At 66.9% G+C, this 19,709-nt stretch carries 23 protein-coding genes; 12 read left to right on the plus strand and 11 right to left on the minus strand.

Translation table 11 applies throughout. The annotated features are described in order from the left end of the window. The first annotated feature begins 26 nt into the window (after nucleotides 1–26). Nucleotides 27–575, plus strand: a complete 549-nt coding sequence (locus T8S45_RS03320; RefSeq protein ID WP_322294671.1) for a hypothetical protein — start codon at nucleotides 27–29, stop codon at nucleotides 573–575. Between the two features lie 137 nt (nucleotides 576–712). On the opposite strand, the gene T8S45_RS03325 is transcribed toward T8S45_RS03320, so the two are convergent. Both T8S45_RS03325 and miaA read right to left on the minus strand, forming a co-directional pair. Beyond that, a complete protein-coding gene (locus tag T8S45_RS03325; RefSeq protein ID WP_322294672.1) occupies nucleotides 713–1,045 on the minus strand; it encodes a hypothetical protein in 333 nt (110 codons plus the stop codon). Between the two features lie 70 nt (nucleotides 1,046–1,115). Continuing rightward, nucleotides 1,116–2,066, minus strand: a complete 951-nt coding sequence (gene miaA, locus T8S45_RS03330; protein ID WP_322294673.1) for a tRNA (adenosine(37)-N6)-dimethylallyltransferase MiaA — start codon at nucleotides 2,064–2,066, stop codon at nucleotides 1,116–1,118. Between miaA and serB the strand changes: the two genes are divergently transcribed. Together serB and T8S45_RS03340 are read left to right on the plus strand one after the other, a co-directional pair. Continuing rightward, nucleotides 2,059–2,952, plus strand: coding sequence for a phosphoserine phosphatase SerB (gene serB, locus T8S45_RS03335; RefSeq protein ID WP_322294674.1), 894 nt, complete (start codon nucleotides 2,059–2,061; stop codon nucleotides 2,950–2,952). The genes miaA and serB overlap by 8 nt on opposite strands. Nucleotides 2,953–3,024: 72 nt before the next feature. Next, nucleotides 3,025–3,897 (plus strand): Coq4 family protein, encoded by an 873-nt coding sequence (locus tag T8S45_RS03340; protein WP_322294675.1) that lies wholly within the window; start codon nucleotides 3,025–3,027, stop codon nucleotides 3,895–3,897. A gap of 76 nt (nucleotides 3,898–3,973) precedes the next feature. On the opposite strand, the gene T8S45_RS03345 is transcribed toward T8S45_RS03340, so the two are convergent. Genes T8S45_RS03345 through T8S45_RS03370 form a run of 6 tightly spaced genes read right to left on the minus strand, consistent with a single transcriptional unit; the run spans nucleotide 3,974 to nucleotide 8,937 of the window. Next, nucleotides 3,974–4,660 carry a nitroreductase family protein gene (locus T8S45_RS03345; RefSeq protein WP_322294676.1) on the minus strand — a complete coding sequence of 229 codons (687 nt, stop codon included), beginning with the start codon at nucleotides 4,658–4,660 and terminating at the stop codon, nucleotides 3,974–3,976. Continuing rightward, nucleotides 4,657–5,064 carry a DUF3052 family protein gene (locus tag T8S45_RS03350; RefSeq protein ID WP_322294677.1) on the minus strand — a complete coding sequence of 136 codons (408 nt, stop codon included), beginning with the start codon at nucleotides 5,062–5,064 and terminating at the stop codon, nucleotides 4,657–4,659. Before T8S45_RS03350 ends, T8S45_RS03345 begins: the two co-directional genes overlap by 4 nt. 5 nt (nucleotides 5,065–5,069) lie before the next feature. Then, nucleotides 5,070–7,334 (minus strand): phosphoribosylformylglycinamidine synthase subunit PurL, encoded by a 2,265-nt coding sequence (purL, locus tag T8S45_RS03355; RefSeq protein WP_322294678.1) that lies wholly within the window; start codon nucleotides 7,332–7,334, stop codon nucleotides 5,070–5,072. A gap of 40 nt (nucleotides 7,335–7,374) precedes the next feature. After that, a complete protein-coding gene (locus T8S45_RS03360) occupies nucleotides 7,375–7,830 on the minus strand; it encodes a RipA family octameric membrane protein (protein ID WP_322294679.1) in 456 nt (151 codons plus the stop codon). Nucleotides 7,831–7,842: 12 nt separating this feature from the next. Next, nucleotides 7,843–8,514, minus strand: coding sequence for a hypothetical protein (locus T8S45_RS03365; RefSeq protein WP_322294680.1), 672 nt, complete (start codon nucleotides 8,512–8,514; stop codon nucleotides 7,843–7,845). A 27-nt stretch (nucleotides 8,515–8,541) separates the two neighbouring features. After that, nucleotides 8,542–8,937, minus strand: a complete 396-nt coding sequence (locus T8S45_RS03370) for a DUF2177 family protein (RefSeq protein WP_188641627.1) — start codon at nucleotides 8,935–8,937, stop codon at nucleotides 8,542–8,544. Between the two features lie 68 nt (nucleotides 8,938–9,005). Between T8S45_RS03370 and T8S45_RS03375 the strand changes: the two genes are divergently transcribed. From T8S45_RS03375 to T8S45_RS03405, 7 genes are all read left to right on the plus strand, one after another. Beyond that, nucleotides 9,006–9,254 (plus strand): exodeoxyribonuclease VII small subunit, encoded by a 249-nt coding sequence (locus tag T8S45_RS03375; protein ID WP_322294681.1) that lies wholly within the window; start codon nucleotides 9,006–9,008, stop codon nucleotides 9,252–9,254. A gap of 2 nt (nucleotides 9,255–9,256) precedes the next feature. Beyond that, complete coding sequence (locus T8S45_RS03380) at nucleotides 9,257–10,168, plus strand: polyprenyl synthetase family protein (RefSeq protein WP_188643095.1); 912 nt, start codon at nucleotides 9,257–9,259, stop codon at nucleotides 10,166–10,168. Beyond that, entirely contained in the window at nucleotides 10,168–10,680 is a 513-nt protein-coding gene (gene coaD / locus T8S45_RS03385; protein WP_322294682.1) for a pantetheine-phosphate adenylyltransferase, read from the plus strand. Before T8S45_RS03380 ends, coaD begins: the two co-directional genes overlap by 1 nt. Before the next feature lie 94 nt (nucleotides 10,681–10,774). Next, nucleotides 10,775–11,467 carry a peptidylprolyl isomerase gene (locus T8S45_RS03390; RefSeq protein WP_188641630.1) on the plus strand — a complete coding sequence of 231 codons (693 nt, stop codon included), beginning with the start codon at nucleotides 10,775–10,777 and terminating at the stop codon, nucleotides 11,465–11,467. 9 nt (nucleotides 11,468–11,476) lie between these two features. After that, nucleotides 11,477–12,505 carry a tRNA preQ1(34) S-adenosylmethionine ribosyltransferase-isomerase QueA gene (gene queA / locus T8S45_RS03395; protein WP_322294683.1) on the plus strand — a complete coding sequence of 343 codons (1,029 nt, stop codon included), beginning with the start codon at nucleotides 11,477–11,479 and terminating at the stop codon, nucleotides 12,503–12,505. A gap of 45 nt (nucleotides 12,506–12,550) precedes the next feature. Further along, entirely contained in the window at nucleotides 12,551–13,801 is a 1,251-nt protein-coding gene (locus T8S45_RS03400; protein WP_322294684.1) for an SAM-dependent methyltransferase, read from the plus strand. Between the two features lie 2 nt (nucleotides 13,802–13,803). Continuing rightward, the gene (locus T8S45_RS03405; protein WP_322294685.1) at nucleotides 13,804–14,988 is read left to right on the plus strand and encodes a serine hydrolase domain-containing protein; all 1,185 of its coding nucleotides are present in this window, start codon (nucleotides 13,804–13,806) and stop codon (nucleotides 14,986–14,988) included. 6 nt (nucleotides 14,989–14,994) lie between these two features. Here T8S45_RS03405 and T8S45_RS03410 read toward each other — a convergent pair whose 3' ends face one another. The 3 genes from T8S45_RS03410 to purF form a co-directional block, all read right to left on the minus strand. Next, nucleotides 14,995–15,357: a PilZ domain-containing protein gene (locus tag T8S45_RS03410; RefSeq protein WP_188641634.1), complete on the minus strand. Its 363-nt coding sequence runs from the start codon at nucleotides 15,355–15,357 to the stop codon at nucleotides 14,995–14,997. A gap of 89 nt (nucleotides 15,358–15,446) precedes the next feature. After that, nucleotides 15,447–16,163, minus strand: a complete 717-nt coding sequence (locus tag T8S45_RS03415; protein WP_188641635.1) for an SDR family NAD(P)-dependent oxidoreductase — start codon at nucleotides 16,161–16,163, stop codon at nucleotides 15,447–15,449. Further along, the gene (gene purF / locus T8S45_RS03420) at nucleotides 16,160–17,623 is read right to left on the minus strand and encodes an amidophosphoribosyltransferase (protein ID WP_322294686.1); all 1,464 of its coding nucleotides are present in this window, start codon (nucleotides 17,621–17,623) and stop codon (nucleotides 16,160–16,162) included. The genes T8S45_RS03415 and purF overlap by 4 nt, the downstream gene beginning before the upstream one ends. A 151-nt stretch (nucleotides 17,624–17,774) precedes the next feature. On the opposite strand from purF, the gene T8S45_RS03425 reads away from it, so the two are divergent. Both T8S45_RS03425 and T8S45_RS03430 read left to right on the plus strand, forming a co-directional pair. Next, complete coding sequence (locus tag T8S45_RS03425) at nucleotides 17,775–19,016, plus strand: lipoprotein-releasing ABC transporter permease subunit (protein ID WP_188641637.1); 1,242 nt, start codon at nucleotides 17,775–17,777, stop codon at nucleotides 19,014–19,016. Beyond that, nucleotides 19,009–19,704, plus strand: coding sequence for an ABC transporter ATP-binding protein (locus T8S45_RS03430; protein WP_188641638.1), 696 nt, complete (start codon nucleotides 19,009–19,011; stop codon nucleotides 19,702–19,704). The genes T8S45_RS03425 and T8S45_RS03430 overlap by 8 nt, the downstream gene beginning before the upstream one ends. Nucleotides 19,705–19,709 lie beyond the last annotated feature (5 nt).

A 19,709-nucleotide genomic window follows, 5' to 3' on the forward strand; every position in this document is an offset into this window, starting at 1 on the left:
TTTCGAAGGATGGGAGGACCCGAACGATGAAAACCAATGCAATGCTTGCGACGCTCGCCGCCGCGACTTGCCTCGCTTCGACGCCGTTGATGGCGCAGGAGATCGAGGTCGAGGAAGACGTCGCGGTCGATCGCCGGGCGGTGGTGATCGAAACCGACGATGCCGAGAACGGCAAGAAGGTCGAACACAAGGTGCGCGTGGTCCGCCGCGGCGCCGATGGTGCCGAAGTCGCCCGCGAACTCGACGAAATGGAAAAAGTCGAGGTGCGGATCGTCAAGATGGGCGAGGGCGCGGACCTGTCCGAAGCCGAACTGCGAGCGCTGACCGAGGAGCGGCTCGCCGATCGCGAGATGATCGTATTCAGCGGGCGCGAGATGGAATGCGAGCGTCAGGCCACCGGCGAAGTCCGCCTCAAGGTGTGCAGCTCCGAAGGCCGGGCGTCGGTGCTCAAGGCATTGCGCGAGGCGCGCGGCACGCTGGCGACCGAAACGTCCCTCGGCGACGATGCCAAGGCGCGCGCGCTGGCTGCGCTCGATCGCCGGATCGTCGAGCTGGAAACCGCGACCGAAGACTGAGCGTCGCGCGGACCCGATTGGGTCGCGCTTTCCCCAACACGGTCCGCGCCCGCGCCATCAGTCCCGGCCCGGGCGAACGGACAGGCGCGATCCGGGCGGGTGCGATCTCCAGCGCACCCGCCCCTCGCGCATCCAGCTCAGCCGCAGCGCACTTCGAGGATGGTGCGGTCGTCTTCGAGCAGCAGGTTGAGGCGGGTGCCGACGAAATTGGTCGCCACCGCGGGGGCGCCTTCCTTGTAGGCGCGCGTGTCGGGATTGGTTTCCTGGATTTCGTAGAGCTTTTCGTCGGTCAGCATCGTCCCGACGAGGTCCTGGAACTGGTCGGCGTTGCAATCGGCGTCGGTGACCGTCTCGGGCGTGAGTTCGGGCGCCTCCTCGACCGGTTCGGGCGCGGGCTCCGCGGTTTCGGAGCAGGCGGTCATGGCGAGTGCGGCTGCAGGGATCGCGGCGAGCGCGAAAACGAATTTCATGTATTTTCCCTCCCGTTTGGAAGCGGTGAAACTGCCGCGCCGGCGGGGCGGTGTAAAGGTGCTTAATCCTTTATCCCAGTATCGCGTCGGCCCACGGTCCGACGTCCGGCGGGACGGCCCCGCGCGGCCAGCCGGCAGGGGGCTGGTTGCGGAACCAGGTATACTGACGCTTGGCGTACTGCCGCGTCGCGGTCGCGCCGGCCGCGATCGCCTCCTCGCGCGAGATTTCTCCGCGCAGCAGCGCCGCGATCTCGGGCACGCCGATCGCGCGCATAACGGGGAGGGCGGGATCGAGACCGCGCGCGAGCAGCGCCTCGACCTCTTCGATCGCGCCCCCGTCGAGCATCAGCTCGAAACGGCGCTCGCAGCGCCCGTAGAGCCAGTCGCGATCGGGGAGCAGGACGAGCGGGTGCAGCGCGATATCCGCCGCGATCCCGCCGGCCTTTTCCTCCTGCCAGTCGGACAGCGGGCGCCCGGTCGAGCGCACGACCTCGAGCGCGCGCAGCGTCCGCGTACGATCCGCCGGGGCGAGCCGCTCGGCGGCGGCGGGATCCTCGGCCTCGAGCGCGGTGCGCGCCTCGTCCTGCGGCAGATCGCGCACCTCGGCGCGGATCGCGGGGTCGATCTCGGGCACCGGGGCGATCCCGTCGAGCAGGGTGCGCATGTAAAGCCCGGTCCCGCCGACGAGGATCGGCACCTGCCCGGCCAGCTGCGCGTTCTCGATCTCGCGCCGCGCGGCATTGGCCCAATCGGCGGCGGAGCAGGCGTCGGCCCCGTCCCATGCACCGAACAACCGGTGCGGCACACCGTCCATTTCCGCCTCGGTCGGGCGCGCGCTCAGGACGGCGAGGTCGCGATAGACCTGCGCGCTGTCGGCATTGATCACCACGCCCGGCGTGCCGCGTGCCGCGAGCATCTGTGCGAGCGCGACCCCGAGCGCGGTCTTGCCGCTGGCGGTCGGCCCTGCGATGAGCGCCAGCGGTGGTTTCCCGCTTTTCCAAGGAGTCTCGCGCTTGCTCATCGCCCGCCTGATAGCAGAACCGGCCACACTGGAGGCAAGCCTCGAAAGCGCGCTATCCGCGCTCTCGGCGTGCGACATGCCCGTCGCCAATGCGCACATGCTCGAACATTGCGGCGAGGTGCTCGAACTCGAACTGCCGCATGGCGAGGCGGCGGACCTGCGCCGCGTGCTCGACGCGCAATTCGGCCCTTGCGACCTGCTCGTCTCCGACCGCGCGATCGCGGTCCCGCGGCTGTTCGTCTCGGACATGGATTCGACCATGATCGGGCAGGAATGCATCGACGAGCTTGCCGATTTCGCCGGGCTCAAGGACAAGGTCGCGACGATCACCGAACGCGCGATGCAGGGCGAGCTCGATTTCGAGGCGGCGCTGCGTGAACGAGTCGCGCTGCTCGAAGGGCTGTCGGAGGACGCGATCGGGCAGTGCCTGGCCGAGCGGATCCATCCCACGCCCGGCGCGCGCGCACTGGTCGCGACGCTCGCCGAGAAGGGGTGCCGCTCGGTGCTCGTCACCGGGGGTTTCCACGATTTCGCCGACCGGGTGGCCGAGCAGCTCGGATTCGATCGCGTGGTCGGCAACCGGCTCGCCACTCGCGACGGGAGGCTGACCGGCGGGCTGCTCGGCGCGATCAGCGATTCCTCGACCAAGGCGCGGACGCTGGCCGAGGAAGCCGCCGCACTCGGCGAGGGCGGGATCACGCTGGCGATGGGCGATGGGGCGAACGACGCGCCGATGCTGCGCGAGGCGAGCTACGGCATTGCCTTCCGCGCCAAGCCCGCCGCGCGCGATGCCGCCGACGGCTGGATCGAGAGCCGCGACCTGACCGCCATGCTCCGGCTGCTCGGCATTCCCGAGCGCGAATGGTCGGCGGGGAAGGGCGGCTGAACGCGAAGGGGGCTTGGAACCGATCCGCATTTGGATTATATTTACACTTGTGTAAGTAAGAGCGTGACGACCATGACCGACCAGACCACCCTTCCTCCCCTCGTCGCCCCGGGCTCGACCGGTACCGCCGAAGCCGCGCCCGACGGCACGCTGTTTCGCCATCCCGCGCGGCAGAAACCGCGCATGCGCCCGCTCAAGGCGTTCGGCCATTTCCGCCAGCTGCTGAAGGACAAGGAAGACACCAGCCAGGTCTTCCATATCTTCGAATCGCTGCCGAGCCGCGACTTCGTGCCGATGGCACGCAGCCTCGCGCTGAGCGAGCAGGGCGAACGCCTCCGCGCGACCGAGCCGTACCTGCCCGACGTGCTCGACGATCACGCTACGTTGCGCAAATTGCCGAAGGGCACGGTCGCGCACGCCTATTGCGATTTCATGGAAGCCGAAGGGCTGAGCGCCGCGGGCCTCGTCGAGGAGCACAACCGCTTCTTCGGCGACCGCCCGAAATATGGCGACCTGATCGAATGGTACGCCTCGCGTCGCCGCGATACGCACGACCTGCTGCACGTCCTCACCGGCTTCGGTCGCGACCCGCTCGGCGAACAATGCGTCCTCGCCTTCACCCACGGCCAGAATGGCGGCCTCGGAAATCTCTTCATCGCCTATCTCGGCGCGCTGCACATTGCGCGTACCGCGCCCGAGACCCGCGGGCGCAAGGCGCCGGTGGTCAAGGCGGTCCGCCAGGCGCAGAAGCTCGGCAAGGGCGCGCCGCGCGTGACCGACATCTCGATCCGCGACCTGCTCGCCATGCCGCTCGACGAGGCCAAGGCGATGCTCAAGATCCCGACCGGGCGGACGCTCTACGAGGATTGCCACCGCATCTGGCGCGAGAACGGGATCGATCCGTACAGCTTGATCACCGACAAGCAGGGACTGGCGGCGGCGTAACGTGTCGGGTGCGCTTTCGCCATCCGGCGAAAGCTTGCGGCACCAGGCCGCACCGGCGTCAGCCGGATAAGGAACCTCAAATCCAGCTCGAAATCTGGTCGAGCGGTTTTTTCCTCAACGCGTGCTCGGGCACCGTCGCGTCGGCTGCCGGGTGTCCGACGACCACGATCATCAGCGGCTTTTCCCACTCGGGACGGCCGCAGATTTCGCGCAGGAAGCCCATCGGCGAGGGGGTGTGGGTCAGCGTCGCCAGCCCGGCCTCGTGCAGCGTCGAAATCAGCATCCCGCAGGCGATCCCGACGCTTTCGTTGACGTAGTAGTTCTGCGTCTTGCCGTCTTCCTCGATCCCGCCCTTGCGTTGGGCGAAGCAGACGACGAGCCATGGCGCGGTTTCGAGGAACGGCTTGTGCTCGTCGGTCCCGATCGGGTCGAGCGCGCCGAGCCATTCCTCGCTCGCCTTGGGCTTGTCCCCGTCGGCGCCGTAGAAGCGGCGTTCCTCGGCCTCGGCCGCCTCGCGGATCGCGCGCTTGGTCTCGGGCGAGGAAATCGCGACGAAATGCCACGGCTGGTGGTTGGCGCCGTTGGGCGCGGTCCCTGCCGCGCGGATCGCGTTTTCGATCACCTCACGGGGGACGGGCGCAGCGCTGAAAGCGCGGCACGAACGGCGGGTCTTCAATCGATCGAACACCGCCTTCGCCCGCGCCACCCTTTCCTCGTCCGAAAACTCGGGCAGGGCAGGGTAGGGATGATGCCTTTCGCTCATCTCAACTCCTTGCGGATCACGAGCTTGAGCCCCGACCAGGTCTCGTCGACCGCGCATTTCTTGGTGTCGACGAAGCCGAGCGCGAGCCCGGCGGCGCGGACCTCGTGCTCGCCGATTTCGGTCTCGACGCCCGAGGCCTGCTTGGGCCAGCTGACCCAGACCTGCCCATCGGGCGCAAGCACGTCGCGCAGCGTTTCGAGCCGGTTTGCGAGCGTCTCGGCCGTGGTTACGAAGATATGCGCGGCATTGAGCCCCTCGCAGGGTTCGCCGACGAAATGGAGCGAGAGTGCGTATTCGCCGATCTCGTCCTGAAGGTTCTCGGGCATCCCGTCGAACCAGCAGGTCTGCCCGTCACGCAGGTTGAGCTTCTTCGCCAGCGGTGTTTCCGAATATCCCGCCGGCATCTCGCTCAGGCCTCCATCCAGTCGCGGAAGAAGCTGCGATGGGCTTCGCGCAGATCTTCGAGCGAGGCGCCGAGCAGGCTGTCGCCGCCGACCGTGCCGATGCGGTGGAAGCCGACCCACTCGGCCTCGTCGGTCTCGGGACCCTCGGCGACGAGCCGGTTGAACGCGTCGACCTTGTCCGCCGGTACGGTGATCACGTAGCGGGCCTGGTCCTCGCCGAACCACCACTGCGCGGACGTATAGTCCTCGCTCGCGCGGACGTCGGCACCGCGATTGCCGCCCAGCGCCATCTCGGCAAGCGCGACCGCGAGGCCGCCGTCGGAAATGTCGTGGACCGCGTTGACCACGCCTTCCTCGATCAGGCGGCGCACGATCTGGCCCGCGCCGCGTTCGGCGGCGAGATCAACCGGCGGCGCGCGACCTTCGTCGCGGCCATGCACCACCGACAGCCACAGCGACTTGCCCAGATGCGAGCGGGTCGGATCGGGGCGCGACCAGAATTCGGGGGCGACGAGGTAGATCGCGTCGCCTTCGGATTTGAACGGCATGGTCGCCATCGCGTCGTAATCCGCGATGATGCCGACCCCGCCGATCGCCGGGGTGGGCAGGATCGCCGAACCGCCGCCGGTCGCCTTGCTCTCGTTGTAGAGCGAGACGTTGCCGCTCACGATCGGGAAATCGAGTGCGCGGCAGGCATCGCCCATGCCTTCGAGCGCGTGGACGAACTGCGCCATGATCTCGGGCCGCTGCGGATTGGCGAAATTGAGGCAGTTGGTCACCGCCAGCGGGCGCGCGCCGACCGCGCAGAGGTTGCGATAGGCCTCGGCGATCGCCTGCTTGCCGCCCTCGTAGGGATCGGCGTGGACGTAGCGCGGGGTGCAATCGGTGCTGATCGCGAGCGCCTTCTTCGTGCCGTGGACGCGCACCACGCCGGCATCGCCGCCGGTCTGGAGCGTGTCGGCACCGACCTGGCTGTCATACTGTTCCGAAATCCAGCGCTTGCTGGCGAGGTTGGGCGAGGCGAGCAGCTTGAGCAGGTCGCCGCGCACGTCGTCGCTGTCGGGACGGTTCGCCATCGGCTTGATCCCCGCCCATTCGGTGTATTCGGCGCGGCTCAGATAGGGGCGGTCGTATTCGGGCGCATCGGCGGCGAGCGGACCGAGCGGAATGTCGCAGACGACCTCGCCGCCGAACTCGAGCACCATGTGCTGGGTATCGGTGACCTCGCCGATGACCGCGAAATCGAGCTCCCATTTCTCGAAGATCTTGGCCGCCATCTCTTCCTTGCCGGGCTTCAGGACCATGAGCATGCGCTCCTGGCTCTCGCTCAGCATCATCTCGTAGGGGGTCATGCCCTCTTCGCGGCAGGGGACCTGGTCCATGTCGAGCCGGATGCCGGCCTTGCCGTTGGTCGCCATCTCGACGGAGGAGGAGGTCAGGCCCGCCGCGCCCATGTCCTGGATCGCGACGATCGCGTCGGTCGCCATCAGTTCGAGGCAGGCCTCGATCAGCAGCTTTTCGGTGAACGGGTCGCCGACCTGAACGGTGGGGCGCTTGGCCTCGGCGTCTTCCTCGAAATCGGTCGAGGCCATGGTCGCGCCGTGGATCCCGTCGCGCCCGGTCTTCGATCCGACATAGACGATCGGATTGCCGACGCCGGTGGCGGCCGAATAGAAGATCTTGTCGGCATCGGCGACGCCCACCGTCATCGCGTTGACGAGGATGTTGCCGTCGTATGCCGGGTGGAAATTGGTCTCGCCCGCGACGGTCGGCACGCCGACGCAATTGCCGTAGCCGCCGATTCCCGCGACCACGCCCTGGACGAGGTGCTTCATCTTGGGGTGGTCGGGCCGCCCGAAGCGCAGCGCGTTGGCGTTGGCCACCGGGCGCGCGCCCATGGTGAAGACGTCGCGCAGGATCCCGCCGACGCCGGTCGCCGCGCCCTGGTAGGGTTCGATGTAGGACGGGTGGTTGTGGCTCTCCATCTTGAAGATCGCCGCCTGGCCGTCGCCGATATCGATCACGCCGGCGTTCTCGCCCGGGCCGCAGATCACCCATTCCGCCTCGGTCGGCAGTTTCTTCAGGTGCAGGCGGCTGCTCTTGTAAGAGCAGTGCTCGGACCACATGACCGAGAAGATGCCCAGTTCCACGAGGTTGGGCTCGCGACCGAGCGCGTGGAGCACGCGCTCGTATTCTTCGGGGCTGAGCCCGTGCTGGGCGACGATTTCGTCGGTGATCTTCGGGGTGATGGTGTCGGCGGTGTTTGGCATGCGCCGCGCCTTAATACCGCGCGCGCGATCTGTCACCGCCCTAGCGCGCGAGGATGGGGAACAATTCCTCGATCAGCAGCGCGACCCAGATCAGTCCGACCACCAGCGGCACCCCATGGCTGAGCACCGGAAGCAAATTGCGGTAAAACCCGCGTTCCTCGGAGGATCTCCGGCAGTATTCGGCATAATCGGGCAGGCATTCCTTCATCCGCCGCTTCGCATCCTCGAGGTCGCCCGCCTGCCGGATATTGATCAGCAGCCAGAACACCGTGAGCACCACGCCGCAGGCGCTGATCGCGACCAGCGTCCAGCGCGAGACGTCGGCGATCGCGGTGGCGTAGAACACCAGCAGCATGGCCTGCGCGAGAAGGAAGAAATTGAGCCGCTCGTTGAACACGTTCTCCTCGTGCAGCGCGTGGCTCCACGAACGTTCGCACTCGGCGGGCGTGAAGTCGGACGGCGGGGCGTAATCGACGGGTTTCTTCTCGCTCGCCATCGCGTGCCCCCCTCAGCTCGAAACCGCGAGGCCGACCTGGCTGCGGTGCCAGCGGGTCGAGCCGACCCACCACGCCGCCAGCGTCACGATCGCGAAGGCGATCATCGCGCCGATATAGAGCGAGGGGCCCGCCGCTTCCGGGGGCGGCGCGAACCAGTTGATCGCCTGCAGCAGCACCAGCACCACGCCGAGCACGATCGGCGGCACGATCGGCCCCTTGGTGCTGCGGATGTACCACGAGAAGGCGAGCGCGGTGATCGAGAGCTCGAGTACGATCGCGATCACGGGCTCGTTCCAAAGGCCCAGACCGAGCTTCGTTTCGCCGCCCGCGAGCGTCAGGTCGGGGACGTGGACCAGCCAGTCGACGAACCAGTGCGAAACCACGACCAGCATCGCGATCACCGCGCCGGTCTGGTTCTTGGTCAGCCACAGCACAAACAGCCCGAAGGCCAGCGCGAAGCCCACCGTCCCCAGCAGGCTGTGCGTGTAGGGCATGTAGTAGAGGTCGAACGGGACCAGCGCGCTCGCGCCTTCGTCGATCCGCATCTTTTCCACCCCCAACAGCGCGAGGGTGAAGAACGCCCAGTCGACCAGTTGAGCGGCGACGAACAGCGTGCCGAGCTTGGGCGCCCGCTTGGTCGAGGCGGCCGCTGCCAGTGCCGGTGCCCAATGTCCGATAAACATGCTTTTACGGTCCCCCGGTTCCTGCTGTCAGGCGAATGCCCTGATCGCCCATGCCCCCGCCGCGGCGGCCATTGCCGTTGCGAAGGCCCCCCAGGCGATGTCGGCCACTGTGACCGTGGTCGACCATTGTTTCAACACCGCCTGGCTGGTGAGGTCGTACGTCGCGTAACAAAGCCCGCCGAGCAAGGCCCCGTTGAGCGCGGCGGCGGCGATATCCCCGGCCAAGGCGGGACGCACCGCGAACCATACCACGCCCGCAATATAGAGCAGGTAGAAGACTAGCGCGGGGCCCATGCGGAACGACTCGGCGAGGATGTCGCCCAGCCGCGGGCGGTAGAAATTGGGTCCCGCCCAGCGCAGCCACAGCGCGTCGAGCAGTCCGAAGGCGAGCCCGGTGCCGAGATAGGCGACGATCCACTTCATCCGCGCATGCTCCTGTTGTTGCGCCCATGCTTGACCCGCCACTTGCGGGCCGTCAATGCTCGCCCGCGATGGCAGACGAGAAACCCGATATCGCCGAAATGAGCTTCGAGGATGCGCTGCGCGCGCTCGAGGACGTGATGCGCAAGCTGGAAGGCGGCGAAGTGCCGCTCGATCAGTCGATCGACCTCTACGAACGCGGCGAGGCGCTGCGCGCACATTGCCAGAAGCGGCTCGACGCGGCGCAGGCGCGGATCGAGAAGATCGTTACCGATTCCGAGGGCCGCGCGACGGGCACCGTCCCGCTCGATCCCGAATGAAGATGGAAATCGTCGCCAACGACACCCTGCTGACCGGCGCGCTCGAAGACATCCAGCGCGACGTCGATGCCGGTTTCGACAGCTTCCTGCCCGTGCCGCAGGACCAGCGCGCGCGGCTGGTCGAAGCGATGCGCTATGCCGCGATCGGCGGCGGCAAGAGGTTGCGCCCGCTGCTGGTCACCGCGACCGCCTCGTTGTTCAAGGTCCCGCGCGCGACCGCCTTGCGCGCGGGAATCGCGGTCGAGGCGATCCACGTCTATTCGCTGATCCACGACGACCTTCCCTGCATGGACGACGATGCGCTGCGTCACGGCAAGCCGACGCTGCACAAGGCGTTCGACGAGGCGACCGCGGTGCTGGCGGGCGATTCGCTCCACGCGCTGGCATTCGAGATCCTCGCCAGCCCCAACATGACCGGCGATCCCTTCACCCGCGCCGAACTGGTCGCAGCCTTGGCAGGTGCGAGCGGTCACGAGGGCATGGCGGGCGGCCAGATGATGGACATGGTGGCCGAGCAGGAGGGCGAGGCGTTCGATCTCCACGCCATCACCCGGCTCCAGCAATTGAAGACCGGCGCGCTGCTCGGTGCCTCGGTCGAACTCGGCGCGATTCTCGGCCGCGTGCCGCCCGAAGGCCGCGCGCACCTTCACGGCTATGCCCGAGATATCGGTCTCGCCTTCCAGATCGCCGACGATCTGCTCGACCTCGAAGGCGACGAAGAAAAGGCCGGTAAAGCGCTGAGAAAGGACGAGGAAGCAGGGAAAGCCACCTTCCTCTCGCTGCTCGGTCCCGACCGCGCCCGCGACCAGGCGCAGATGCTCGTCGACCAGGCGATCTCGCACCTCAACGCCTATGGCGAGGAAGCCGACCTGCTGCGGGCGATTGCTCGGTACATCGTGGAAAGGGATCGATAATGACTGAACGCATCGGCATCTATCCCGGAACCTTCGATCCCATCACGCTCGGCCATGCCGATATCATCCGGCGTGGCAGCAAGCTGGTCGACCGGCTGATCCTCGGCGTGACGACCAACCCGTCGAAGAACCCGATGTTCTCGCCCGAACAGCGGATCGCGATGGTCGAGCGGGAAGTGGCGGCGATGGGGCTCGCCAATATCGAGGTCGTCGGGTTCAACGCGCTGCTGATGAAGTTCGCCAACAAGATGAATGCCAGCGTCATCATCCGCGGGCTGCGCGCGGTCGCCGATTTCGAATACGAATACCAGATGGCGGGCATGAACCAGCAGATCGACGACGAGATCGAGACGGTGTTCCTGATGGCCGACGTGTCATTGCAGCCGATCGCGTCGAAACTGGTTAAGGAAATCGCGCTGTTCGGCGGCGACATCGCCCCCTTCGTCAGCGAGGCGGTGCGCGAGGACGTGCTCGCCAAGGTCGCCGAGAAGGGCCAGCTGGGCGATTACTGAGTCGGCACAGCGTCATCCACACCGTTCATTGCCCTGCAAGCGAAGCACGGTTAAGACGCTCCATCACGAAATTCCCCGGACAGAGACCAAATTGATGTTCCGCAAGATGATCTGCGCGGTTGCCGCGCTTACGATGACCACGATCCCCGCTCAGGCGCAGGAGACCGCCGAGACTGAAGTCGCGGCCGCCGCCGATGCGCGCCTGGCGATCAACCGCCCGCTCGACCCGGTGATCAATCCCGACATGACCGTCGACCGCGAGAACATCTGGTTGCTCGACCTGTCGAACGGCGGCCGCGTCGCGATCCGGTTGAAGCCCGACTGGGCGCCCGGCCATGTCGAGCGGATCAAGGCGCTGACGCTGCGCGGCTTCTACAACGGCACGCCGTTCCACCGCGTGATCGACGGCTTCATGGCGCAGGGCGGCGATCCGACCGGGACCGGGCAGGGCGGCTCGCAGCTGCCCGACCTGATGGCCGAGTTCAATGCCATGCCGCATCTGCGCGGCACCGTCTCGATGGCGCGCGCCAACGAAGAGGACAGCGCCAACAGCCAGTTCTTCATCGTGTTCGAACCGCGCTTCTCGCTCGACCGGAAATACACCAATTTCGGCCGCGTGATCGGCGGCATGCAGTATGTCGACGGGATCAACCGCGGCGAACCGCCGGCCCAGCCCACCACGATCGTCCAGGCGAGCCTCGCCTCGCAGAACCTCCCGCCGCCCGCGCCGCGCGCCGCTCCGCAGATCGAGGCGGAAGTGAGCGACGAGGACCTGCTGGGTAGTTAAGCGCGCGTCATGCGCGTCGCCGATTTCGATTTCGACCTGCCGCCAGAGCTGATCGCGCTGCGCCCCGCGCGGCCGCGCGATTCGGCGCGGATGCTGGTGGTCGAAGGCGACAGCCCCTTCGCCGACCGCTCGGTTCGTGACCTGCCCGACCTGCTGCGCGAGGGCGACGTGCTGGTGTTCAACGACACGCGCGTCATTCCCGCCCAGCTGGAAGGCCGGCGGGGGGAAGCGAAAATCGGCGCGACGCTGCACAAGCGGCTCGACCTTCGCCGCTGGCAGGCCTTCATCCGCAACGCCAAGCGCGTGCGCGAGGGCGACCAACTGGTGTTCGGCGGCGGGGTCACCGCGATCGCCGAGGCGCGGCATGCGGATGGCAGCCTGACGCTGGCTTTCGAGGGCGACGAGCCGGTCGAGATCCTGCTCGAGCGCGCGGGCACCATGCCGCTGCCGCCCTATATCGCGGGCAAGCGCGAAACCGACGAGGCCGACCGCGAGGACTACCAGACCATGTTCGCGGCCGAAGACGGCGCGGTCGCCGCGCCCACCGCGGCGCTGCACTTCACCGACGAACTCGTCACCGCGCTCGATGCGAAGGGCGTGCAGCGCGAAATGCTGACCCTGCATGTCGGCGCAGGCACCTTCCTGCCGGTCAAGGCCGAGGATACCGACGACCACGTGATGCATTCCGAGTGGGGGCGCATCGAAGCCGATGTCGCCCAGCGGCTCAACGCCGCACGCGCGGCGGGTGGACGGATCATCGCGGTCGGCACCACCAGCCTGCGTACGCTCGAAAGCGCGGCGAATTCGGATGGCATCATCCAGCCCTTCGCCGCCGATACCGATATCTTCATTACGCCGGGCTATCGTTTTCGCGCGGTCGACGGGCTGATGACCAATTTCCACCTTCCCAAGTCGACCCTCGTCATGCTGGTCAGCGCGCTGATGGGGCGCGAGCGCATGCTCGATACCTATGCCCACGCGATTGCCGAGGGCTACCGCTTCTACAGCTACGGCGATTCCTCGCTGCTGATCCCCTAGTCCGGCTTGTCTGCGCCCGCCTCGCGCGGCATAGCGCGGTACGGGATGGATATTCAGACGAGCCACAGGGGAGCGGCGCTGGTCGACCGCTCGCGCGCCTTCGAGCGCAGGCCCGGCCTGATCGCGCGCCTGTTCGCCCCCGCTTTCGAAAAGATGCTCGAACGGATCGATGCCGCGCTCGCCAGCGGAGCGATCCACGGAACCTTGCCCGACGGCACCAAGCGCATGCTCGGCGGACGCGCGCCCGGTTTCGAATGTACGTTCGAACTGAAGAGCTGGAATGCGCTGGTGCGGATCGCCACCAATGGCTCGGTCGGTCTCTACCAGGGCTTCGAAGCGGGCGAATGGTGGAGCCCCGACCCGGTCCCGCTCTGCGCGCTGTTCATGCAGCATGCCGAGCGCATGGGCGACACCGCGCGCGCCAAGGGGCCGTTCCGCCACCTGCTCAGGCTCGCGCACCTGTTCAACCGCAATTCGCACGCGGGTGCGAAACGCAACATCAAGGCGCATTACGACCTCGGCAACGATTTCTACGCGCAGTGGCTTGACCCCTCGATGGTCTATTCGAGCGGGCTGGGTGAGGGCGGCCTTGCGGAAATGCAGCGGGCCAAGCTCGATGCGCTCGCCGATCGACTGGCCCTGAACGCCGAGGCGCAGGTGCTCGAGATCGGCTGCGGTTGGGGCGCGCTGGCCGATCGCGTCGCCGAGCGCCACGGCGCGCATGTCACCGGGATCAGCCTGTCCGACGAGCAATTGGCCTGGGGCCGCGCACATTGGGAGCCGGAACGCGGCGCGATCGACCTGCAGCACCGCGATTATCGCGACGTCGACGGGCAATACGATGCGATCATGTCGTGCGAGATGGTCGAGGCTTTGGGCCGCGAATACTGGCCGACCTTCATGGATTGCATCGCGCGCAACCTGAAACCCGGCGGCCACGCGGCGATCCAGTACATCTCGATCCGCGACGAGCTGTTCGACGATTATGCGAAGAGCGCCGATTTCATCCAAGCCTACATTTTCCCCGGCGGTCTGCTGATCCGCACCAGCGAGTTCCGCCGCCTCGCCGAGGAGCGCGGTCTCCAATGGCGCGACCAGCACGATTTCGGGCAGGACTATGCCGAGACGCTGAAGCTGTGGCGCGAGAATTTCGACCGCGCGGTCGAGGAAGAACGGCTCCCCGCCGGGTTCGACGAGGATTTCATCCGCCTCTGGCGGTTCTATCTGCAATATTGCGAAGGCGGGTTCCGCGGCGGCGGGATCGACGTCCACCAGGTCACGCTGATCAAGGAATGACGATGCGCGAATTGATCCTTTCGCTGGGCGCGCTTGCGCTCGCCTCCTGTGCGCCGCTTGCCGATCTCGACAGCGGCACGAACGATGCCCGCCCGGCGGTGATTCAGGTCACGCCGGCCACGTCGGTGTCTCAGGACGATGGCGGGCCGCTGTTCTGGGACGACGCGACGCGCGCGAAACGATTCCGCGCCATGGAGGCCTATTTCGCAGGACAGGAAGTGGCCGCCGCGGCCAATCCGCGCATGCTCGCGCGCGGGGAGCCCTTCGATGCGGCGACGCGAGGGGCGCTTGATGCCTATCTCGGCACCAACGGTACCGCCGGGATCATGGTGCTGCAGGACGGCCAGGTGCGCTATGAGAATTACGCGCTCGGCATGACCCCCACCGACCGCTGGACGAGCTTCTCGGTCGCCAAGAGCTTCACCTCGACCCTGCTCGGCGCCGCGATCGCCGACGGTGCGATCGCCAGCGTGGACGATCCGGTCACGCGCTACGTGCCGGGGCTCGCCGACACCGCATATGACGGCGTCACCGTCGGCCAGGTCGCGACCATGACCAGCGGGGTGGCGTGGGACGAGAACTATTCCGACCCCGAGAGCGACGTCGCCCAGATGCTCGCGATCGCGCCGGTCGCGGGCGAATCGCAGGCGGTGACCTACGCCAGGACGCTCAGCCGCGAGGCACCGGCGGGCGAAAAATGGGTCTACAAGACGCTCGAGACCAACCTCCTCGGCCTGATCGTCGAAGAGGCGGTCGACATGTCGTTGGCCGAATATGCCAATCTGAAGCTGGTCGAACCGGCAGGCTTCGCCGGGAAGCTGTTCTGGATGCAGGACCTCACCGGCGGCAGCATCGGCGGGTGCTGCCTGTCGCTCCGCCTGTCGGACTATGCCCGCTTCGGCCAGTTCGTGCTCGAAGGCGGGGAGGGCGTGGTGCCCGCCGGCTGGTTCGACGAATCGGTGACCCCGACGAGCGAGTTCGGCGGCGGGTTCGGCTACGGCTACCAGTGGTGGACCTATCCGGTCGGTTACGGCGCGCAGGGGATTTTCGGCCAGTCGATCACGATCCTGCCCGAACAGGAGATGGTGATCGCGATCGTGTCGAACTGGCCCAAGGCAACCGGACGCGAATTCAGCCAGGCCCGGCTTGCCCTGGCCGCCCAGCTGGTCGCCGCAGGGGCGCGCTAGTCGCGGTCAGGCGAGGCTGCGGAACTCGCGCGGCGCGCTGTAGCCGCCGAGGACGCTTTCGAGCACGGCGGGATTTAGCAGCTGGTCGAACGCGCAGCCGACGAGGCAATCGCGCCACCACACCACTTCGCACTGGAGCGATTCGAGCCCCGGCAGCGTCAGCCAGCAGACCGTGCCGGGATGCACCCGGCTGACCGCCGCGGCCGAGAACCCGGCGAGCGACAGGTCGTGGACCACGGTTTCGAAGCGGTTCGCCCCCGACATCCGCAGCCGTGCGGGTATCTGTACCCGCGCGCGGGGAGCGCAGCGATCTTCCTGCGCCGTCGTCTCGTAGCGTTTGGTTGCGCCTTCAGCGAAGCTGTCGACCATGATCCGACTCCATCGGAGATTGTACTTGGCCGCGACCCTATCGCGACGTTCGAACCGAGTGTGGAGCGTTCGACGTTACCGTGAGGTTGTCAGTCAGGGTTAACGGCGATCCGCGTGCCCGTTTGGAACCCGGAGGAAAGCAAGGCAACCAGCTCGTCGGCGACCACCTCGGGTGCCTTGAGCGTCTTCGGGTCCTCGCCCGGATAGGCCTTGGCGCGCATCCGCGTGCGCGTGCGGCCCGGATCGACGATCGCGACGCGCACCGGGCGCGACAGCTTGGCGGTTTCCTGGGCGTAGCTTTCGAGGAGGTTGTCCATCGCCGCCTTGGTCGAGCCGTAGGCACTCCAATAGGCGCGCGGAGCGGCCCCGACCGAGCTCGTGAGCCCGACCACGCGGCCATCGTCGGCCTTCTTCAGCAGCCCGTCGAAATGCGCGATCAGCGCCTGCGTGGCGAGGATGTTGAGCGTGATCGCCTTGCCGAAATCCTTCTGGTCGATGTCGTTCACCGGGCTCAGCATCGGCAGGTAGGCGGCGTTGATCACCAGCATGTCGAGCTTGCCCCAGCGCTCGCCGATCGAATGCGCGAGCAGCCCGATCGAATTGGCCTCGGCAAGGTCGAGCGGGGCGATGGTGGCGGCGCCGCCGGCCTCGTGGATCTGTTCCTCGACCTCTTCCAGGGCCTTGGCATCGCGCGCGGTGAGCACGACATGCGCGCCTTCCTTGGCGAGGGCGAGTGCGGTGGCCGCGCCGATCCCGCGGCTCGCGCCGGTGACCAGGGCCAGCTGGCCGTCGAATTTCTTGCTCAAGCGACTTTTCCTACGGGGAGCGACAGCTGCGGATCGTCACGCTCGGAGGCGTCGGTCAGCGAGGTGGGGTAATCGCCGGTGAAGCAGGCGTCGCAGAATTGGGGACAACCATTGTTGCGTTTCTCGGCCCCGACCGCTCGGTAGAGGCCGTCGATCGAGATGAAGGCGAGGCTGTCCGCGTGGATGAATTCGCGCATCGGCTCGACGTCCATCTGCGCGGCGAGGAGTTTGGAGCGTTCGGGCGTGTCGACGCCGTAATAGCAGCTATGCGCGGTGGGCGGGCTGGCGACGCGGAAATGGACTTCCTTCGCGCCCGCATCGCGCATCATCTGCACGATCTTGAGGCTGGTGGTACCGCGCACGATGCTGTCGTCGATCAGCACGATCCGCTTGCCCTCGACGAGGCGGCGATTGGCGTTGTGCTTGCGCTTGACCGAGGAATGGCGATTGGCGTCGCCCGGCTGGATGAAGGTGCGCCCGACATAGTGCGAGCGGATAATGCCGAGCTCGAACGGGATGCCGCTTTCCTGGGCATAACCGATCGCGGCGGGCACGCCGCTATCGGGCACGGGAATCACCAGATCGGCCTCGACCGGCTTTTCGCGCGCCAGTTCGACTCCGATTTCCTTGCGCGCCTCATATACCGAACGGCCGGTGAAGATGCTGTCCGGGCGGCTGAAATAGACATGTTCGAAGATGCAGGGTCGGGGGCTGTGCTGGCCGAAGGGACGGTGGCTCTTCAGCTCGCCATCCAGCGTGATTTCGATCATCTCGCCCGGATCGACCTCGCGCTCGAACTCGGCGCCGATGACGTCCAGCGCCACGCTTTCGGAGGCGAAGACATAGCCGTCTCCCATCCGACCCATCACCAGCGGACGCACGCCCAGCGGATCGCGGCAGGCGATCATGCCCTTCGGCGTCATCACGATCAGGGCATAGGCGCCCTCGACGAGGCGCAACGCATCGACCAGCCGTTCGAGGGTCGAGGGATAGCGGCTGGTGGCGACGAGGTGGATGATCACCTCGGTATCGGAGGTCGACTGGAAGATCGCCCCGCTCTTCACCAGCTCGCGCCTCAGATGAAGCGAGTTGGAAATATTGCCGTTATGCGCGATCGCGAACCCGCCCGCGGCGAGTTCGGCATAAAGCGGCTGCACGTTGCGCAGCCCGGCGCCGCCGGTGGTCGAATAACGCACGTGGCCCGCGGCCATCGTGCCCGGCAGCGATGCGATCGCCTCGGGCGCGGAGAAATTCTCAGCGACATGGCCGGAACCGCGCCGGGCATAGAATTCCTGTCCGTCGAAACTCACGATACCCGCGGCTTCCTGGCCGCGATGCTGGAGGGCGTGGAGGCCGAGCGCCGTAGCCGCGGCGGCATCGTCCAATGCGATCGCGCCGAAGACGCCGCATTCCTCGTGCAGCGTGTCGTCGTCGCTTTCGAAGGGGTGGGGTAGGTCCATGCCCGTCGGTAGCCCTGTCCTGTGGTGTTTGTGCGCGCGCCGCAGCCAATGGCGATGTTGCAGTACTATTACAAGTGCAGTGAGACGGGTTGTTGCGCGTTCATGGCGTGCGCTCTAGGGCAGGGCTCCAACGCCGCATGAGACGACGCAAGTGATCCTATCCCCTTTCGAATGGACCGTGGCCAAGCGCTATATGGTCCCCGGGCGCAGCGAGGCGTTCATCACCCTTGTCGGGGCGATCAGCCTCGTCGCGGTGATGCTCGGCGTCGCCGCTCTGATCATCGTGATGAGCGTGATGAACGGGTTCCGCGCCGAACTCCTCGACAAGATCGTTGGATTGAATGGCCACGCGATCGTGCAGGGCTATTCGGGCAAGATCGAGGACTGGCGCGACGTACTCGAAGAGGCGCGCGAGACGCCCGGCGTCACCCGCGCTTCGCCGCTGATCGAACAGCCGCTGCTCGCCAGCAACCAGGGCATCGCGCGCGGCATCCTCGTGCGCGGCAACGAGCCGGGGGACTTGAAGCGGCTCGAGGAAAACGTGATCCTCGGCGACCTGTCCGACCTCCAGCCGGGCGAACGCCGGGTCGCGATCGGCGCGCGGCTGGCGGAAAACCTCGGCGCGCGACTCGGTTCGACGATCACGATCATCAACCCGCAGGGCCGCTCGACGCCGTTCGGCACGGTCCCGCGCCAGATCGGCTACGAAGTCGTCGCGATCATCGAGATCGGCGTTCACCAGTACGACGAGTTGTTCGTCGTCATGCCGATCGAGGAAGCGCAGACGCTCTTGCTGATGGGCGATGCGGTCAACAATATCGAGATCAAGACCGAGGACGCCGAAACCGTCCAGACCACCCTCGATCCGCTCGCCGAGCGGCTGCGCGGGCGCGCCTCGATCCAGACCTGGAAACAGATCAATTCGGCGTTGTTCGGCGCGCTCGCGGTCGAGCGGGTGGCGATGTTCGTCGTGCTCTCGATCATCGTGCTCGTCGCGGTGTTCAACATCCTCTCCAGCCTGATCATGCTGGTGCGCGCCAAGACCCGCGACATCGCGATCATGCGGACCATGGGCGCCTCGCGCAAATCGCTCATCAAGATCTTCGTCACCACCGGCTTCGTGATCGGCGCGCTGGGCACCGGCGCGGGCGTGGTGCTCGGCTTCGTCTTCCTCGAGTTCCGCCAGGGAGTCGTGCGCGGGATCGAATGGCTGCTCGGCGTCAATCTGTGGGATCCCGAGGTCCGCTTCCTCACCGAGCTGCCGAGCCGCACCGACCCGGCCGAGGTGATCGGGATCGTGTTCATGGCGCTCGTTTTCAGCTTCCTCGCCACGCTTTACCCGGCGTGGAAGGCGGCAAGCACCGATCCGGTGCAGGTGCTGCGTTATGAATAGTCCCGCCCAAACCAACATCGCGCCCGTCGTCGAACTCAAGGGCGTCACCCGCAGTTTCGAGCAGGGTGGAGTGACGATCGAAGTCCTCCGCGGGGTCGACCTCGAGGTCCAGCCGGGCGAGATCGTCGCGCTGCTCGGGCCCTCCGGGTCGGGCAAGTCGACAATGCTCCAGGCGATCGGACTGCTCGAAGGCGGCTTCGGTGGCCATATCGGGATCGCCGGCACTGCGGCGGAAAAGGTCGATGCGGCGGGCCGGACGGCCTTGCGCCGCGACCATCTCGGTTTCGTCTACCAGTTCCACCACCTGCTGCCCGACTTCAACGCGATGGAAAACGTGATGATGCCGCAGCTCGTGCTCGGCAAATCGGACGGCGAGGCCGCCGACCGCGCGCGCGAATTGCTGCAGGCGCTCGGCCTCGGGGCGCGGCTCGACCACCGCCCGAGCCAGCTTTCGGGCGGCGAACAGCAGCGCGTCGCGGTCGCCCGCGCGCTCGCCAACCGGCCCGAACTGGTGCTGGCCGACGAGCCCACCGGCAATCTCGACGAACACACTTCGGACAAGGTGCTCGAGGAGTTCCTGCGGCTGGTGCGCGGGGAGGGGAGCGCCGCGCTCGTCGCCACGCATAACGAGCGGCTGGCGGCGAAGATGGACCGCGTCGTCCGCCTTCACGAAGGCAAGTTGGACTGAAACCC

It is taken from the genome of Pseudoblastomonas marina (assembly GCF_034374265.1).
GTDB lineage: Bacteria > Pseudomonadota > Alphaproteobacteria > Sphingomonadales > Sphingomonadaceae > Alteriqipengyuania_A > Alteriqipengyuania_A marina.

Coding starts and splice junctions, on each gene's coding strand:
- T8S45_RS03320 (WP_322294671.1), top strand. CDS start 27: ATGAAAACCAATGCAATGCTTGCGACGCTCGCCGCCGCGACTTGCCTC.
- T8S45_RS03325 (WP_322294672.1), bottom strand. CDS start 1,045: ATGAAATTCGTTTTCGCGCTCGCCGCGATCCCTGCAGCCGCACTCGCC.
- miaA (WP_322294673.1), bottom strand. CDS start 2,066: ATGAGCAAGCGCGAGACTCCTTGGAAAAGCGGGAAACCACCGCTGGCG.
- T8S45_RS03340 (WP_322294675.1), top strand. CDS start 3,025: ATGACCGACCAGACCACCCTTCCTCCCCTCGTCGCCCCGGGCTCGACC.
- T8S45_RS03345 (WP_322294676.1), bottom strand. CDS start 4,660: ATGAGCGAAAGGCATCATCCCTACCCTGCCCTGCCCGAGTTTTCGGAC.
- T8S45_RS03350 (WP_322294677.1), bottom strand. CDS start 5,064: ATGCCGGCGGGATATTCGGAAACACCGCTGGCGAAGAAGCTCAACCTG.
- purL (WP_322294678.1), bottom strand. CDS start 7,334: ATGCCAAACACCGCCGACACCATCACCCCGAAGATCACCGACGAAATC.
- T8S45_RS03360 (WP_322294679.1), bottom strand. CDS start 7,830: ATGGCGAGCGAGAAGAAACCCGTCGATTACGCCCCGCCGTCCGACTTC.
- T8S45_RS03365 (WP_322294680.1), bottom strand. CDS start 8,514: ATGTTTATCGGACATTGGGCACCGGCACTGGCAGCGGCCGCCTCGACC.
- T8S45_RS03370 (WP_188641627.1), bottom strand. CDS start 8,937: ATGAAGTGGATCGTCGCCTATCTCGGCACCGGGCTCGCCTTCGGACTG.
- T8S45_RS03375 (WP_322294681.1), top strand. CDS start 9,006: ATGGCAGACGAGAAACCCGATATCGCCGAAATGAGCTTCGAGGATGCG.
- T8S45_RS03380 (WP_188643095.1), top strand. CDS start 9,257: ATGGAAATCGTCGCCAACGACACCCTGCTGACCGGCGCGCTCGAAGAC.
- coaD (WP_322294682.1), top strand. CDS start 10,168: ATGACTGAACGCATCGGCATCTATCCCGGAACCTTCGATCCCATCACG.
- T8S45_RS03390 (WP_188641630.1), top strand. CDS start 10,775: ATGTTCCGCAAGATGATCTGCGCGGTTGCCGCGCTTACGATGACCACG.
- queA (WP_322294683.1), top strand. CDS start 11,477: ATGCGCGTCGCCGATTTCGATTTCGACCTGCCGCCAGAGCTGATCGCG.
- T8S45_RS03400 (WP_322294684.1), top strand. CDS start 12,551: ATGGATATTCAGACGAGCCACAGGGGAGCGGCGCTGGTCGACCGCTCG.
- T8S45_RS03405 (WP_322294685.1), top strand. CDS start 13,804: ATGCGCGAATTGATCCTTTCGCTGGGCGCGCTTGCGCTCGCCTCCTGT.
- T8S45_RS03410 (WP_188641634.1), bottom strand. CDS start 15,357: ATGGTCGACAGCTTCGCTGAAGGCGCAACCAAACGCTACGAGACGACG.
- purF (WP_322294686.1), bottom strand. CDS start 17,623: ATGGACCTACCCCACCCCTTCGAAAGCGACGACGACACGCTGCACGAG.
- T8S45_RS03430 (WP_188641638.1), top strand. CDS start 19,009: ATGAATAGTCCCGCCCAAACCAACATCGCGCCCGTCGTCGAACTCAAG.